Consider the following 16,509-nt stretch of genomic DNA (forward strand, 5'->3'; position numbering starts at 1 on the left):
GCAAAAGCAGCTTTTGAATTAGATAACTTAGTACAGGTAATGAATAAATATCCTGATATGGTAATTTATGCAACCTCACACACAGATATTAGAGCAACAAATAGATATAACGATGCTTTATCAGACAGAAGAGCAAAAACAACAGTACAATACATTATCTCTAAAGGTATAGATGCTACAAGAATATCTGGAGCAGGAAAAGGAGAAAATGAATTAGTGGTAGACTGTGGTGATAATTGTACAGAAGAAGAACACCAACTTAATCGTAGAAGTGAATTTGTAATTATGAGTGGTGGCCCTAATACGAATAACTAGAACACACTAAACTTAGAAATAAATAACCAACCAAAACAAAAAAGCCGCAACTTATGTTGCGGCTTTTTTAATACTCTAAAGTCATAAGATAAAATAGTAACTTCGTAACATGAATTTATCATATTGGGAAATAAAAACTTGGTTATATAACATTGACTATACTATCGTTGGTAGTGGTATAGTAGGTTTAAACTGCGCTTTAAGTTTAAGACAACGCTTTCCTAAAGCTAAAATTCTTGTCCTAGAAAAAGGTATTCTTCCACAAGGAGCAAGTACAAAAAATGCAGGTTTTGCATGCTTTGGTAGTCTTAGTGAAATTGTAAAGGATCTTAATTCCCACTCGGAAGAAGAAGTCTTTCATCTTGTAAAAAATCGTATAGAAGGTCTCAATTTATTAAGAGAAACTCTTGGTGATAAGACCATAGATTATCAAAATAACGGTGGTTACGAGTTGTTTTTAAAGAAAAACGAATCTTTATTTAGTAATTGTTTAGACAAAAAAAACGCTGTTAACACATTACTTCAGCCTTTATTTAAACAAGATATTTTCAAATTGCAGGATAATCTTTTTGGTTTTAAAACTATAAAAGAGCAATCTATATTTAATTCTTTTGAAGGCCAAATAGATACTGGAAAAATGATGAATGCTTTACTTAATAAAGTACAAGCGCAAAACATTAAAATATTAAATAATATAACAGTTGAAGCATTTTTAAATGAAGGACACTCTGTAAAACTAAAAACAAATGCATTTGAATTATCGACTTCAAAATTATTAATAGCTACAAATGGTTTTGCTAAACAATTATTAAATGAAATTGTTGAACCAGCAAGAGCACAAGTATTAATTACAAAGCCAATTAAAAACTTACATATTAAAGGCACTTTTCATTTAGATGAAGGCTATTATTATTTTAGAAATATTAATAATCAAATATTATTTGGAGGCGGAAGGCATTTAGCTTTTAAAACCGAAAACACAACAAATTTTGGTGAAACAGAGCTCATTCAGAATACATTAGAAATGCTTCTAAAAACAACCATCTTACCAGAAACCTCTTTCGAAATAGAGCATCGTTGGAGTGGTATTATGGGTGTTGGAAAACAGAAAAAACCAATAGTAAAACAAATAGACGACAATGTCTTTTGCGGTGTACGATTAGGTGGTATGGGAGTTGCTATAGGTAGTCTGGTTGGAAAACAATTAGCAGATTTAATATAATAAATTATGAAAAAGCTCTTTCGTTTTTTATTAAAATCTTGCTTTTGGAGCATTGTGTTTTCTATAAGCTTAGTAGTATTATTTAAATACATCCCTGTACCAATTACACCTTTAATGGTTATTCGCTATTACCAAGACGATGCTAATCGTAAGCTTTGGAAACATGATTGGACTCCAATAGAAAAAATCTCTAAAAACTTACAGTTAGCTGTTATTTCTAGTGAAGATCAAAAATTTATATCTCATAGTGGTTTCGACATAGAAGCTATAGAAAAAGCGTACGAGAATAATAAAAAAGGGAAACGTATAAAAGGCGCAAGTACTATTAGCCAACAAACGGCCAAAAATGTGTTTTTATGGCCAGAACGCAGTTGGCTTCGTAAAGGATTAGAAACGTATTTCACTTTTTTAATTGAGAAAATATGGAGTAAAGAACGCATTTTGGAAGTCTATTTAAATAGCATAGAAATGGGAAACGGCATATATGGTGCTGAAGCTGCTACACAGTATTGGTTTAAAAAATCTTCAGCTAGTCTAACAGAATATGAAGCAGCTGCAATTGCTGCTATATTACCAAATCCAAAACAATACAAGGCTAATCCTGCATCTTCATATATTCAGAAAAGAAAGACATGGATTGTTAGACAAATGCATTTTTACGGAAAACTAGAATTTAAAGCTCAAAAATGAATTTAAAGGAAGAATTATATAATCAATGTTTAGTATTTATAGACAATCGGCTTATAACGGTTCAAAATACAATGCAAGAAATTCAAGAGTCTTTGCTTTCAGAAACAAAAAGCTCTGCTGGAGACAAACATGAAACTGGTAGAGCTATGTTACAACTGGAGCGTGAAAAGGCCGGAAATCAGTTAGCAGAAATTAATAAAACAAAAGCTAACTTAGTAAAAATAAATATAGAAACTACTTCACAAAAAATACACCTTGGCAGCATTGTCTATACAACGCAAGCGAATTATTTTATTGCAATAAGTGCTGGTATACTAACAGTTAAAAATGAAGTGTTTTATGCTATCTCTCCAAGTACTCCAATTGCTCAACTACTATTATCTAAAACAAAAGGAGATAAAATAACCTTTAGAACAAATAACTTTAGCATTACTAAAGTTATTTAGAATATAATTATCTTTAAAAGATGATAAAGACTAAAAGTATATTCTTCTTTTTTACATTTTTATTTTTGATAGCAAACTATAGTTATTCCCAAAGTAATAATGATGTTAATACACATGTTACCGTAGATTTTAAAATTAGAAACCTAGGGTTTAATGTAGATGGCTATTTTAAAGATACCAAAATGAATGTTCTATTTAACAAAAATGATTTAGCAAATAGTTCAATTTCTGGCAAAGTATCTGTAAAATCGATAAATACTGATATAGAAAAAAGAGACGAACATTTAAAACAAGAGGACTATTTTGATGCTAAAAAGTATCCATATATTTTATTTAAATCTTCAAAAATCATATTTAAATCTGGAGACACTTATAATGTTACTGGAGAATTAACCATAAAAAATACTACTAAAGAAATCACCATTCCTTTTAAGATAAAAAACACAACATCTGGTCTTGAATTATCAACTTACTTTGAAATTAACAGACGAGATTATAAAGTAGGTGGTAGTAGTTTTGCTCTTTCTAACACAGCAAAAATATCGATTACCTATCTTAAAAAATAAATGTCTTGAATACTGAAGACTCATACTTTGATGTTATAATAGTTGGTGGTGGTTTAGCTGGATTATCTTCAGCAATTCACTTATCAAAATTTAAGATTAAGGTATTAGTCATTGAAAAAAACACCTATCCAAAACATAAAGTCTGTGGCGAGTATATTTCTAATGAAGTATTGCCCTATTTAAAATTTCTAGATATTGATGTTTTTAAATATGATGCTCATAAAATCAACTCATTTGAATTAACAACAATAAAAAATAAAATAATAAAAGTAAGGCTACCACTTGGTGGTTTTGGTATTAGTAGATATTGTTTAGATAATATACTAGCAAAAAAAGTATTAGAAAGTAATGTTGAAATATTAAAAGACGCTGTTGAAGATATTACATTTATTAATAAAACATTTTCAGTAAAAACAAAAAGCGACACAACATATAAAGCTAAACTAGTTATTGGTGCTTATGGAAAACGTGCCAATCTTGATACAAAATTAAATCGTCAATTTATAAAAGAGAAATCACCCTTTCTAGCTGTAAAAATACATGCTACTGGAAACTTCCCTGATAATCTAGTAGCATTACATAATTTTAAAGGCGGTTATTGTGGTGTTTCAAAAGTTGAAAATAATAAAATCAACATCTGTTATATTACTAACTATAATACTTTCAAAAAACACAAAAACATTCAAGCATTTCAAAAAGAAATTCTTTATAAAAACGAGCATTTAAAATCTATTTTCAAAAACTCCACGTCGGTTTTTGATGTCCCTTTAACAATAAGTCAGATTTCTTTTTTAAATAAAAAACCTGTAGAAAACCATGTGCTTATGTGTGGTGACACGGCAGGAATGATTCATCCGCTAGCAGGAAACGGCATGAGCATGGCTATTAGAAGTGCCCAAATAGTTTCATCCTTAATAATTGATTACCTTGATGGTAATATAAAATCAAGATATTTATTAGAAAAGCAGTACTCAATGCTTTGGAATAAAGAGTTTAAGAACAGAATAAATACTGGGAAATTTATTGCCTATTTGTTTAGCTTAAATATAGTATCGGAAATAATTGTACTAATATTAAAGCCATTTCCAAAAGTATTGCAGTACATTATTAAACGTACGCATGGCAAAATCATGACTACATCATGAGTTTATTAGTGAATACAAAATATAGGACTAATGCAACAGAAATTATGGATGATTTCTCAATTAGCGGTACTATTTTACGAGACACTTTAAATAAAATCGATAATATTAATGCTTTTTTAGGTGGTAATAATGTTACTATTAATGGGCTTAAAAAGCTATTAAAAAACCATCCAAAAGAAAAACCAATAACCATTATAGATTTAGGTTCTGGTAGTGGTGATATATTAAGAAACGTAGCAAAACTGGGCAAAAGAGAAGGCTATGCTTTTAATTTAATTGGCATAGATGCCAATAAAGATACTACTGCTTATGCCAACGAATTGTCTATTAACTATCCAGAAATTCAATTTCTAGATTATAATATTTTTTCAGAAACATTTAAATCATTAGAATTTGACATCGTATTGTCAACCTTATTTTTACACCATTTTAAAGAAAATGAATTACATTCACTCTTATCTTATTTAATAAAAAAAGCAACAATAGGAATAGTTGTTAACGATTTACAAAGACATAAACTAGCCTATTATTTATTTAAATTACTATGCATACCTATAACAAACAAAATGGTTATTGAAGATGGATTAACTTCTATATTAAGAGGTTTTAAACGTAAAGAATTAGAATCTATTTCGACAAAAATAAATGCCAATTATGCAATAAAATGGAAATGGGCTTTTCGTTTTCAATGGATTCTTAAAAGAAAATAAATGAGTGTAAAAATAACAGCAGTAGCAAAACAATTACCTCAATATACTAGAGAAACTAAAGATATTATACCATATTTAAATAATTGGTTATCTGGGCAAGACGATCGTTTTAAAAGAAAGGTAATAAAGCTTTTTGAAAATGCAGGCGTAGAAAGACGTTACTCTATTATGGACGCTAAAGACGTTTTTACTAAAACATCATTTGAAGAGAAAAACGACATTTATTCTCGAGAAACCATTAAGCTAGCTGAAAAATCCCTAATAAAAGCACTAGATAAAGCAAAACTACAACCAACAGATATAGACTATATTATTACGGTAAGCTGTACAGGTATTATGATTCCATCTGTAGATGCTTATTTAATAAATAGATTAAAAATGAAGCGTGATATTGTGAGACTACCTGTTACAGAAATGGGCTGTGCAGCTGGAGTTTCAGGAATTATTTACGCTAAGAATTTCTTAAAAGCAAACCCTAATAAACGTGCAGCCGTTATTGCTGTAGAATCTCCAACAGCGACGTTTCAACTAGATGATTTTTCTATGGTAAATATTGTAAGTGCCGCTATTTTTGGAGATGGTGCTTCTAGCGTTATACTATCATCGTATAAAAGCGATAATGGACCAAAAATTATAGATGAAGCAATGTACCATTTTTACAATGCAGAGACTATGATGGGTTTTAAATTAGTAAATACTGGCTTACAAATGATTTTAGATAAAGCTGTACCAGAAACTATTGCTGAACATTTTCCAAAAATAGTCCACCCTTTTTTAGAAAAAAACAATCTTACAATAGAAGCTATAAATCATCTTATTTTTCATCCTGGCGGTAAAAAAATTGTACAAACTGTAGAAGCTCTTTTTGGAGTTTTAGGTAAAAACATTGACGATACAAAAGAAGTTCTTAAATTGTATGGAAATATGAGTAGCGCTACTGTTTTATATGTTTTAGAGCGTTTTATGGACAAACAATTACCAAAAGGAGATAAAGGATTAATGTTAAGTTTTGGCCCAGGTTTTTCTGCACAACGCATACTTTTAGAATGGTAAAATCTCGATTAACTTTACACTGTTAAAGCTCTGGACTAAACAGGAACTAAATATCATATTGAGCTAGCAGGAACTTTAAACAATCGAAGTGTCATTAAAATAAATATTTGAATAAAGTAATGAAAGAATTTCAAGATAAAAACTATTGGGCAATTATTTTAGGCGGTTCTAGCGGATTAGGTTTAGCTACTGCAAAAAAATTGGCAAAGCACGGTATGAATATTTGTGTTGTCCATCGTAATGCCAGAGCACATTCTGAAATATTTAATGCAGAATTTGATAAAATTAAAGCTGAAGGCATACTATTTAAATCTTATAACATTGATGCTTTTAAAGTTGAAAAACGAAACCGAATTATTTCAGAATTAAAAGAGGTTTTAGGAACTAAAGGTAAAGTAAGAACACTTATTCATAGTGTTGCTAAAGGCAATTTGAAACCTATGGTAGATACCGAAAACCCAACTCTTACTAACGACGATTTTCATTTAACACTTAACGCAATGGCTATTAGTTTGTACGATTGGACTAAAGCGGTTTTTGAGGCCCAATTATTTGCGGAAGATGCAAGAGTACTCTGTTTTACAAGTGAAGGAAGTTCAAGAGCATGGAAAAGTTATGCTGCCGTTTCTGCCGCAAAAGTAACCTTAGAAGCCCTTTCAAGAAATATAGCACTAGAGTTTGCTCCTTTTGGTATTAGAGCAAATTGTATACAAGCTGGTGTTACAGACACCTTATCTTTTCGAATGATCCCTGGAAGCGATAAACTTAAAGAACATGCATTATCGCGAAGTCCCTTTAATCGTTTAACACAGCCTGAAGATGTTGCTAATGCTGTGTATTTATTAAATAAAGATGAAGCCAGCTGGATTAACGGTTGTGTAATTCCTGTTGATGGCGGCGAACATATTAGTTAAACATGACTGGAAAACAAATCATAAAACTATTACCTTATCAACAACCTTTTCTATTCGTTGACGAGCTAACGACTATCTCAAACGAAAGTATTACTGGGCATTACACCTTTAAAAAAGATGAGTATTTTTACCAAGGTCATTTTAAAGATAATCCTATTACACCTGGTGTTATTTTAACAGAATGTATGGCACAAATTGGTGTTGTTTGTTTAGGAGTTTTCATGCTAAAAGATGAACTTTCTGAAGTTAATCTTCCACAAATAGTATTAACGTCTAGTCAAATAGATTTCTTTTTACCGGTTTATCCAGAAGAAAAAGTAACAGTTATTTCTGAAAAAGAAGTCTTTCGTTTTAATAAATTGAAATGCAACGTAAAGCTTTTTAATGAAAGAAAAGAATTGGTTTGTCGTGGAAAAATTTCCGGAATGATGAAGATAGGACAAAGCGATATATAATAGTTAATTTGTCACACTGAGTTTGTTGAAGTGTTATATTAAAAATAATTAATAAGATTCCCGCTTTCGCGGGAAATGCTATGAAAAATAGAGTCGTCATCACAGGTTTAGGAGTTGTAGCACCAAATGGTGTTGAAATCGATGCGTTTTTAAAAGCCATTAAAAATGGAGATTCTGGTATTACGTTTCATCAAAATTTAAAAGATTTAGAATTCTCCTGTTGCATTGGTGGTATTCCAGAAATTTCTGAAGAAAAAAAACTAAACTATCTAACACCTTTACAACTTCGCAATTTTAACAGTAATGGTATTTTATACGGCTGTATTGCAGGAATAGACGCTTGGAAAGATGCTGGATTAAGCATAGATAAAGACAGTGAGTTAGATTTTAATAGTGGAACTATATTTGGCACCGGAACATCCGGAGTAGAAAAATTTAGAGAAGCTATTTACAAACTAGACGATAAACAAGTGAAGCGTTTAGGAAGCACCGTTGTTGTTCAAACTATGGCCAGCGGGATTAGTGCATTTTTAGGAGGAATATTGGGTTTAGGTAATCAAGTGACAACGAATTCTTCTGCCTGTACAACAGGCACCGAAGCTATCTTAATGGGTTATGAACGCATAAAAAACGGACACGCAAAACGTATGCTGGTTGGTAGTTGTAGTGACGATGGCCCATACATTTGGGGCGGATTTGATACTATGCGAGTCATGACCTATAAACATAATAATACTCCAAAAAAAGGCTCCAGACCAATGAGTGTTTCTGCTAGTGGATTTGTTCCTGGAAGTGGCGCAGGTGCTTTAGTTTTAGAAAGTTTAGAAAGTGCTTTAGATCGTAAAGCTACCATTTATGCCGAAATTATTGGAGGTAATATAAACTCTGGCGGACAACGCAATAATGGTACCATGACAGCGCCAAATCCAGAAGCTGTACAACATTGCATAAAAAACGCTATTAAAGATGCTCAAATTAAAGCTAAAGATATAGATACTATAAATGGGCATTTAACTGCTACATCAAAAGATACTTTAGAAATTGAAAATTGGTCAAAAGCTTTAAACCTAAACAGAAACGATTTTCCATACATAAATTCATTAAAATCTATGGTTGGTCACTGTTTAGCAGCAGCCGGTAGTATTGAAAGCGTAGCTACAGTATTGCAAATTAAAAATCAGTTTTTGTTTCCCAATATAAATTGTGAAGATTTACATCCTGGAATTTCGGCATTAATTTCTGAAGAAAAAGTAGTTAAACAATTAATGCATACAACAATAAACATAGCAGCAAAAGCTAGTTTTGGTTTTGGTGATGTTAATGCTTGTGTTATCTTTAAAAAGTATAATTGAGATGTCATGCTGAGCGCAGTCGAAGCATCTCAACAAAAAATAAGTTTAATTAAAAAGATTTCCACTTTCGCGGAAAGTAAACATGACAAAAGACCAATTAATAGCCAAACTAAAAAGTATTGTAGAACCCTATATACAGAACGAAGAAGCATTTAATAATTTATCGGAAAACACAGATTTTATTAATGACTTAAAAATAAACTCTGCTAATTTAGTTGATGTTGTATTAGATGTTGAAGATGAGTTTGATATTCGTATAGAAAACGATGATATGGAAAAAATGATATCTGTAAAAACAGCAATGGACATTATTAATGAAAAATTGAATGCTAAATGATTGGCAACGACATTGTCGATTTAAACTATGCCGCTAAACATTCTCCCTATAGTAATAGTAAAAGATACCAACGTTTTCTAGATAAAGTTTTCACTAAAAAAGAACAACTACTTATTTTTAATGCTGAAGATAAACACCAAATGGTTTGGCTGCTTTGGAGTATGAAAGAAGCTGCCTATAAAGTAAATGTACAACAGTTTGGGAAGCAGTTTTATAACCCAAAACGCATTGATTGCAAATTGCTTAATGACAAAAAAGGGCAAGTTATTATTGATGAAAACCTATATTTTACTGAGTCAATAATTACTGATGATTTTAGTCACTCTATTGCGACCTTAGAAGGTGAAACTGACTTTAAAAGCGAATGGTTTAAAGTTGAAAAATTGGATTATAAAACACAAAGTAAAATGCTAAAATATTCTTTTCTAAAATTAATATCTGAAACCAAAGGATTTAATATTCAAACTTTGAGCATTAAAAAAACAGAGGTAGGTATTCCTAAATTATTTAATGAATCTAAAAAACTGTGTATTGATTTTTCTTTGTCACATTGTGGCGAGTTTTCCGGGTTTGTTTTTTAATAAAAAATCAATAATAAATGTGAGAAGTCAATCAAACAAATCAACTAGCTAATAAATTGCCCTTTAAATTTTATTAGAATTCTACTTTGTTATTTTTCCTTCTATTTTTAGTAACTACTCTAAACATGAATAAGTTTTCTGTCAATTAAAGCTTAACATCACTACTTTCTGTTAAATTATTATAGCACTGCTGATGGCTTCCGTTTTCCCTTAATGAGGATTAAACACTGTTCTTAGCCGATTAGACTTACTTACAATTTAGTTTAACAGATACAAACTGAATAGGAAAACCCTTCTGAATTTTCATAATAGCAATTAATCTTATACGTTGTTAGGAGGCATTTATTAAGTGATTATTTTTAAGATATCCTTTTTAGTAACCTTTCTTTTTAGTTTCTTTTTTAATTTTCTATTTACTCTTTTGGCAATTCCAATTTTAGTATAACGTATTTATAAAAGTTGGCAAATAAAACGTAGATAGAAAATCCGCAATGACTTTCGTAAACTGGCTAAAACCAACAATTAATTTTATACGGTGTTGTAAAACGTTTTTTTGTCGTCTATTTATTTCAAATAATTAACGAAATTTTTTTCAGTTTTTTTTCCAACTAATCTTTTGTTTTTATAGAAAAGAGTTATTTTTTTTCTTGAAGGAAGCGTTCTGACAACTTTGACTATCTTCCTCTTTGAGAATTTAGTTTTTCTATTCCTTGGTGTATATCTTCTATATTTTACAACATAGTTTTTCCAATATTTCATTTCAGACATATGTGAAACTCTGTCATTTTTTTCAAGTCTTAAATAATTATAATTTGTACTTGACAAACTACTTCTACCACCTAAATTCAAATTTTTTATTCTTTTCTTTTTTGGTTTTCCCTCAACTTTAAATTTATGGTCGTTAAACATTTTTCTCCCAACTTTTTTACCTATCAATTTACCTCCTTGATAGAAATAAAAGGTTAAAGCACCTGAAGAACTTTTAGTAGCGTAAACTTTAATTAAATGATCAGTAAACGAAACAGTTCCATTTAGGTTTCTGTATAATCTATCTGTTCTTTTTACGTATTCTTCCCAGTAAGCTTTCTCTGTAATAGTTTTAATATATTCTTTCTTATTCTGATTATTTCTATTTTGCGCTATTGAACTCGTGGCATTTAATAAAAAAATAAAAAGTAAAAAATAGATGATCTTTTTCATAGTAATTTAGTTATAATGGTTTCTAGTTAATTTTTTAGAAGTTTCTTCGTCAGAACTTATTCTAATGTTATATTGTTCAATCATTTTTTTACTGAAGGTTGTAAATACTTGACAAGTATAAATACCTATTGAGATATCATAAGCACATGAGTTTGTATTTTTACCATGATTTGCCTTTCCAACTAGAATAGTTTGTTGTTTACCATTAGTCCTATTTGTTAAAACTATTTTACGAGAATAATAATTTGGATTTAAAAAACAAATGGAACCAACATTACTATTTGTCTCACTCTCAATTTCTTCCTCTTCTATTTCATCATATTCCTCTAAATCAGTTGATTCTTCATTAGAATCTTTGTTTTTTACATTTTCTGCGGTTTTATTTAAAGTTGCAACAGCAATATTACCAAGAGCTTTCCAAAATTTTCCTTTTTTCTTTTTTGACTTAATCTCCTCTTCAACTTCCTCAATAATTTCATCATCATCTTCTTCTGTCGTTTTAACAGCTATATTCTTGTTATTTTCTAATTTTTCTGAAGTTTCTTTAATCACTTTTTTAACATCAGACATTTTAATTTTAATTATTGAACCATTATCCATTTCCACAGTTAAACTTTCATTAACTATCATTTCTGTAATTACCCCTTTAAGAATACTCCCATTATTTAAGTGAACAACATCAATTTGTTTACTTTGTGCTGCCAAAAATATCGGTATGCAGATAGTTAAAATGTAAATTAATTTTTTCATAATATTTCTAATGCTGCCTAACTATTAATAAAAAGAAAACTTAATGCTAAGAATAGTAGGTATATTTTTTTCATTTTATTGAAATTTATTTGAAACAAATCTCAATAGAAACATATGAATTGACAACAACCACTTCGGTTGTTTTTACTTATTTATCTGATAATCAACAAATAAGTCGTTAAAAATTTTAACAGAATGACTTTTAGTCATCTGAGTATCGATACTTATATCTATAAATATCTTAAGTGCTTCGTAGAGTTTTACGATTCGAGTTTTTGCACCACTTAAGCTTAGGTTGATACTTTTAGCTATTTCATTATAACTTTTACCTTTTACAAGTTCAAGATAAACTACTAATAGGTCATTATTAATACCTGTTTGCTCTTTAATAAATTTGTGAAATTTAGAATCTTCAATACCCTCAATATCTTGAGGTCTGTTTTCAAGATTTTGTACCATTTCTCGTAAACGCTTTCCTCTATTTAATTCTTGATTGTATTTATATTGTTCTATTTTTAATTGTTTTTGACGCTTATGAAGATAATACACTAACAATAAAGAGAATAATGCAACAATTGAAACAATGTATATTAATTGATCTTTTTTATTACTTTCTTTGGCTAATAGTTCGGCTTGTTTAGCTTTATCTGTTCTAAGTTGTAAATTTTCTTTTTCTTTTTCAAAGGTTTCAAATTCAATTTTATCAATAGTCGATTTTAGTTTAGTTTTAGCTCTATTTACACTGTCAACTAAACGCTTGAATAGTCTTGCCTCTTTATTATTGTTTTTCTTAATATCTATTAAAAACCCTAAACTTTCTATTTTAGAATCTGCACTATTTAATTTATTTGCAATTTTATAAGCTGCTTCTGCTTTTATTTTTGCTTGGTTGTAATTATTTAGTTTTAAATGCAGTTTCGTTAAGTGAATGTTACTAGCATAAGCGTCTATATAATAATTAAGCTTAAGCTTTTCATTTTTAATAGAATCAATTTTATTAATTGCATTTTTATTATTTAAGAGTCCTTTTGTAAATGCTTTATTGTCTTCAATTTTTAATTTAAGTTTTGGCTTTAAACTATCTTTTAAGGCTAAGTCAAAAAACTGTAATGCTTTATTATAGTTTTTTTTCTTTTGAGACATGACTCCAAAACTATTGTATGTATTAGCACTATCTTTTTTGTTTTTTGCTATTTTCAATGCATCGGAATACCATTTTTTTGCTGACTCATAATCCCCTAAATTATTAGAACAAATACCTAATTGCATGTATAATTTATAGCTAAGTTCTTGGTTTTTTGCACCTATTAATTTTAATCCATCTACCGCTAATTTTTCCGCAGTATAAAAATCCCCATTAATTCTAGTGATATCTGATAAATTTTTAAGGGACTTTACGACATTTAAAGTGTCTTTAATAGATAAAAAATACTTTTTAGAATTATAAAAATTAACATATGCAGAATCTTTAATCTCAATATTGTTATAATTTAACCCTAGTTTGTAATAGGCTTTGGCAATGTAAAGCGTGTCTTTTATAGCTTTAGCGTTTTTTAATAATTTATAAGCTTCAAGAATTGCATTTTTTTCATCATCAGCACTATAAAAAATAGCAACTTTACGCGATTGGTATTTTAACTTTTTAGAAGCATTTTCATTACTAAGCAATGCTTGGTTAATATAATTTAATTGCTGTTTTATATGCAGGCTATCGTTCTTACTTAAAATATATAAAGAGTCCGTCGAAATATTAGATTTTTTTTGAGCAAAAAGAGGAGTAATACTTAAAATAAAAAACAATAAAAAAAAGGGGAATGTTTTTTCCATTCCCCTAAAATACTAAATTTAATCGTCGTCTTTTTCTTTTTCAGACTCAATAGACTCTTCTCCATTGGTACTTTGTTCTGTTAGATTTTTATCATCTTCCATGTTCTGCGGTGTGCAATTATATAAACTAACACTCATTAAAATTATGGCTACTGCCAACACTGCTTTTTTCATCTCTTTTAAGTTTTAGAGGTTAAACAAATGTTATCCAGTTGCCGATCGGCTTTTATGTGAGTAGTATATTAAAACAGGATAGTAGCATCTCACATTGCTGTGCTTTAATACACTATTATGATGTAAATTTAAGATGGAGTTAAATGAAAAAAGTTCCAATAATGGAACTTTGATAAAAAAGATGAAAAAAATAAATTACAGTAAGCCCAATTCTTGTAGTTTTAAAACCAATTCTTTTTGATTACTAACATCTAGCAACTGGCTTAACTTGTCTATTCTTTTTTTTATACCTCTATAACTGTATGCTTTGCCTTTTTTAAAAACTTGATTTTTCCAACTTTCTATGCTTTGGTTGGTTGGTAATAATTTAATAATCTGCATATCTACATCATCTAGTTTTAAATCATAGGTTACTCGCTTATTCAGTAATTGTTGCACTTCTTTACTATAATAGGTGTTGCCTTCTAATACTTCCTTTATAGCAAATAATAATTCTTTATTACTAGTACTAGTTTTAAGAACGTAACTTTTGGTTTTATAACTATTAATTACTGTATGTATGCGCTGCATATCATTATGAGAGCTATAAACAATAGTAGGTAATGTAATTTGTTTTGCCTTTAAAGCAGAAAGCACTTGAATACCATCTTTAAGCTGTGCATTAAAAGGTTCTATTGTAAAAGTTAAATCTAATATTAATAGAGAGTATGGCTGTGTTAATAAGCTTTTTTTTATTAGAGTAAAACCTTCGTCGCAAGTAGAGGCTATTGTTATTTTCGCTAATGGAAACTCTCGAAGAATTTTACGCTCTAAGTTTTCAAATACGTCTTCGTGATCTTCAATAATTAAAAAATTAGAATTCATACTATTATATAATAACAAATTGAATGGCAATAATAGTTCCTCTATTTTTTTCGCTTATTATTTTTAAATCACCATTGATATCTTTAACTCTAACTTTCATGTTTCTAAAACCGCTTCCTATATTTGTACTTTTTTTATCAAAACCAATACCATCATCTTTAATATTAACACTAATATTTTTAATGTTTTTATTAAAATGGACATCTATATTATTCGCTTTAGCATAATTACTGCTATTAGAAACTGCTTCTCTAATTACTAAAAACAAATTGTATTTAATAGGTTGTGCTATTTTTTTCCAATCAATATTTTCTATACCAGATATATTAATTCTAGTGTTTTCTGTTTGGTATGTAGCAGCTAAAGTCGTTAACTGTTCTTGAAAAGGACTTTCCTGAAAAGACATTACACTTAATTCTTTAGAAATTTTTTTGATGTTATCTTTAATTTGTGTGGTTTGTCTCGCTAAATCACCATCTCCCTTTTTTGTTAACTTATATGCAATTGCCTCTAGTTTTTTTGAAATACTATCATGCAATTCTTTACCTATTTCATCCTGCTCATTCTGTCTAGCTTTTATAATATTAAGTTTTGCATTATATAAAAGTTCTGCTTTTTTATTTCTAGCATATTTATAAAATAAAATTATACCAAAAAGCAATAGCGTTAAAATAAATAACAATAGTAAATTTTGATTTTTTCGTTTTTCAGCTAAAATGATTTTTTCTGCCGTATCTGCTCTAAGTTTTTGGTTTTGTTTCTCTGTTTTTTCTGTTTGGAACTTTGTTTCAAACTCTAAATACTTACTATTTAGCACAGTATAGTAGATACTATCTTTTAGTTTTATAATACGGTCTATGGTTTCTCTTATGTCTTTTTCACTGTTTATTTTTAGATTAGCATCTATAGCCTTTTTGCTTCCTTTTAAATATTCTAAATAAGCATTTTCTTTTTCTAATTGAATACGTTTATCTATGATACTATCTCTTTCTTTTAAAAACGCTTCGGTATTATTAATTGATTCATTTTTGCCATTTAATTTTGCTAACTGATTCGTTTTCTCAATTTCTGCTTTTAATTTATTTGCTGTTTCAAAACTACTATAAAGACCTAAACTTATAAATGCATGTTTCTTTGCTTTATCAAGTTTTCCTGTATATAAGTATATTTTAGCCAAATTCGAATTAGCCAAAACTACATTTTTATTTAATTGGTTTGCTTCTGAAAATTTAATAATGTCCTTATACTTTTTCTCTGCATCATTATATTTTTTTTGAAGCTCATTAAGTTGTGCTAAACAAATTAAAGTTTCAATAATAGTAACACTGTCTTTACTTTTTTTAGCATAAGTCATTGCTATATCTAAATATTTTTTTGCTTTCTTTTTGTTTTTTTCTTGAATAAAAATGCGTCCTAAATTAGAATTAGTAGCATTCAATAAATAATTATTATTCGTTAACTCTGCCGTTTCTATAGCTTTTAAGCCAAATACAACCGCGCTATCCATTTGGTTTTTGGTATAAAATACTGAAGATTTATAATTGTATTTTTTTACTAAAAGAGTATTTGTTTTTAATTTATCTGCAATTTCATCTCCTTTCCCATAATAAATTTGTGCCGAGTCTAAAAGAGTAAGGTTTTGAAAAGCATAACCTATTTTATAAAAAGCTTTACCTCTTTCTTGTTCCGAAATTTGAGGGTTTGCTGCTACATTTCTTAGTAGCTTAATACTAGAAAAATACAACCCATTATTAGCTAGACTATCTGATGTTTTAATTTGTTTATAAAAATAAGCGTCTTTTTCTTTACAAGAATTTAGTCCGAATATTAAAAATAGAAAAATTAGAATTCGTATCATTTACAAGAAATTTAGAGTACTTCTAAAATATAGCAATAGTAACTAATAAT

The 16,509-nt window shown here is 29.0% G+C and carries 19 protein-coding genes; 13 read left to right on the plus strand and 6 right to left on the minus strand.

From position 1 onward, the window contains the following. The 13 genes from Q0997_RS00005 to Q0997_RS00065 all read left to right on the plus strand — a co-directional run. On the plus strand, positions 1-315 hold a 315-nt coding region (locus tag Q0997_RS00005), incomplete at its 5' end, for an OmpA family protein (protein ID WP_299883141.1). Positions 316-424: 109 nt separating this feature from the next. Then, on the plus strand, positions 425-1,537 hold the full coding sequence (locus Q0997_RS00010; RefSeq protein ID WP_299883144.1) for an FAD-binding oxidoreductase: 1,113 nt from the start codon (positions 425-427) through the stop codon (positions 1,535-1,537). A gap of 6 nt (positions 1,538-1,543) precedes the next feature. Next, a complete protein-coding gene (mtgA, locus tag Q0997_RS00015; RefSeq protein WP_299883147.1) occupies positions 1,544-2,227 on the plus strand; it encodes a monofunctional biosynthetic peptidoglycan transglycosylase in 684 nt (227 codons plus the stop codon). Then, on the plus strand, positions 2,224-2,673 hold the full coding sequence (locus Q0997_RS00020; RefSeq protein ID WP_299883150.1) for a 3-oxoacyl-ACP synthase: 450 nt from the start codon (positions 2,224-2,226) through the stop codon (positions 2,671-2,673). The genes mtgA and Q0997_RS00020 overlap by 4 nt, the downstream gene beginning before the upstream one ends. Positions 2,674-2,693: 20 nt before the next feature. After that, on the plus strand, positions 2,694-3,239 hold the full coding sequence (locus Q0997_RS00025; RefSeq protein ID WP_299883153.1) for a YceI family protein: 546 nt from the start codon (positions 2,694-2,696) through the stop codon (positions 3,237-3,239). A 5-nt stretch (positions 3,240-3,244) separates the two neighbouring features. Beyond that, a complete protein-coding gene (locus tag Q0997_RS00030) occupies positions 3,245-4,384 on the plus strand; it encodes an NAD(P)/FAD-dependent oxidoreductase (RefSeq protein WP_299883158.1) in 1,140 nt (379 codons plus the stop codon). Further along, the gene (locus Q0997_RS00035) at positions 4,381-5,094 is read left to right on the plus strand and encodes a methyltransferase domain-containing protein (RefSeq protein ID WP_299883161.1); all 714 of its coding nucleotides are present in this window, start codon (positions 4,381-4,383) and stop codon (positions 5,092-5,094) included. Before Q0997_RS00030 ends, Q0997_RS00035 begins: the two co-directional genes overlap by 4 nt. After that, positions 5,095-6,147 (plus strand): type III polyketide synthase, encoded by a 1,053-nt coding sequence (locus tag Q0997_RS00040; protein WP_299883164.1) that lies wholly within the window; start codon positions 5,095-5,097, stop codon positions 6,145-6,147. It abuts the gene before it with no gap. A gap of 119 nt (positions 6,148-6,266) precedes the next feature. Beyond that, positions 6,267-7,061 carry an SDR family oxidoreductase gene (locus Q0997_RS00045; RefSeq protein ID WP_299883167.1) on the plus strand — a complete coding sequence of 265 codons (795 nt, stop codon included), beginning with the start codon at positions 6,267-6,269 and terminating at the stop codon, positions 7,059-7,061. 2 nt (positions 7,062-7,063) lie between these two features. Next, positions 7,064-7,516, plus strand: coding sequence for a hydroxymyristoyl-ACP dehydratase (locus Q0997_RS00050; protein ID WP_299883170.1), 453 nt, complete (start codon positions 7,064-7,066; stop codon positions 7,514-7,516). 80 nt (positions 7,517-7,596) lie between these two features. Further along, positions 7,597-8,868 (plus strand): beta-ketoacyl synthase, encoded by a 1,272-nt coding sequence (locus tag Q0997_RS00055; RefSeq protein ID WP_299883173.1) that lies wholly within the window; start codon positions 7,597-7,599, stop codon positions 8,866-8,868. Positions 8,869-8,950: 82 nt separating this feature from the next. Beyond that, on the plus strand, positions 8,951-9,205 hold the full coding sequence (locus Q0997_RS00060; protein WP_299883176.1) for an acyl carrier protein: 255 nt from the start codon (positions 8,951-8,953) through the stop codon (positions 9,203-9,205). Beyond that, complete coding sequence (locus Q0997_RS00065) at positions 9,202-9,786, plus strand: 4'-phosphopantetheinyl transferase superfamily protein (protein ID WP_299883179.1); 585 nt, start codon at positions 9,202-9,204, stop codon at positions 9,784-9,786. Before Q0997_RS00060 ends, Q0997_RS00065 begins: the two co-directional genes overlap by 4 nt. Before the next feature lie 564 nt (positions 9,787-10,350). Here Q0997_RS00065 and Q0997_RS00070 read toward each other — a convergent pair. The 6 genes from Q0997_RS00070 to Q0997_RS00095 all read right to left on the minus strand — a co-directional run bounded on the left by Q0997_RS00070 (position 10,351) and on the right by Q0997_RS00095 (position 16,459). Further along, the gene (locus Q0997_RS00070) at positions 10,351-10,986 is read right to left on the minus strand and encodes a hypothetical protein (protein ID WP_299883182.1); all 636 of its coding nucleotides are present in this window, start codon (positions 10,984-10,986) and stop codon (positions 10,351-10,353) included. Between the two features lie 6 nt (positions 10,987-10,992). After that, on the minus strand, positions 10,993-11,691 hold the full coding sequence (locus tag Q0997_RS00075; protein ID WP_299883185.1) for a hypothetical protein: 699 nt from the start codon (positions 11,689-11,691) through the stop codon (positions 10,993-10,995). A 189-nt stretch (positions 11,692-11,880) separates the two neighbouring features. Beyond that, positions 11,881-13,563, minus strand: coding sequence for a tetratricopeptide repeat protein (locus Q0997_RS00080; RefSeq protein ID WP_299883187.1), 1,683 nt, complete (start codon positions 13,561-13,563; stop codon positions 11,881-11,883). 18 nt (positions 13,564-13,581) lie between these two features. Beyond that, complete coding sequence (locus tag Q0997_RS00085) at positions 13,582-13,737, minus strand: hypothetical protein (RefSeq protein WP_299883189.1); 156 nt, start codon at positions 13,735-13,737, stop codon at positions 13,582-13,584. A 195-nt stretch (positions 13,738-13,932) separates the two neighbouring features. Continuing rightward, complete coding sequence (locus Q0997_RS00090; protein WP_299883191.1) at positions 13,933-14,601, minus strand: response regulator; 669 nt, start codon at positions 14,599-14,601, stop codon at positions 13,933-13,935. Positions 14,602-14,605: 4 nt separating this feature from the next. Then, positions 14,606-16,459, minus strand: coding sequence for an ATP-binding protein (locus tag Q0997_RS00095; RefSeq protein WP_299883194.1), 1,854 nt, complete (start codon positions 16,457-16,459; stop codon positions 14,606-14,608). Positions 16,460-16,509: the final 50 nt, after the last annotated feature.

The sequence above is a fragment of the uncultured Lacinutrix sp. genome, from assembly GCF_947500325.1.
Taxonomy (GTDB): Bacteria; Bacteroidota; Bacteroidia; order Flavobacteriales; family Flavobacteriaceae; genus Lacinutrix.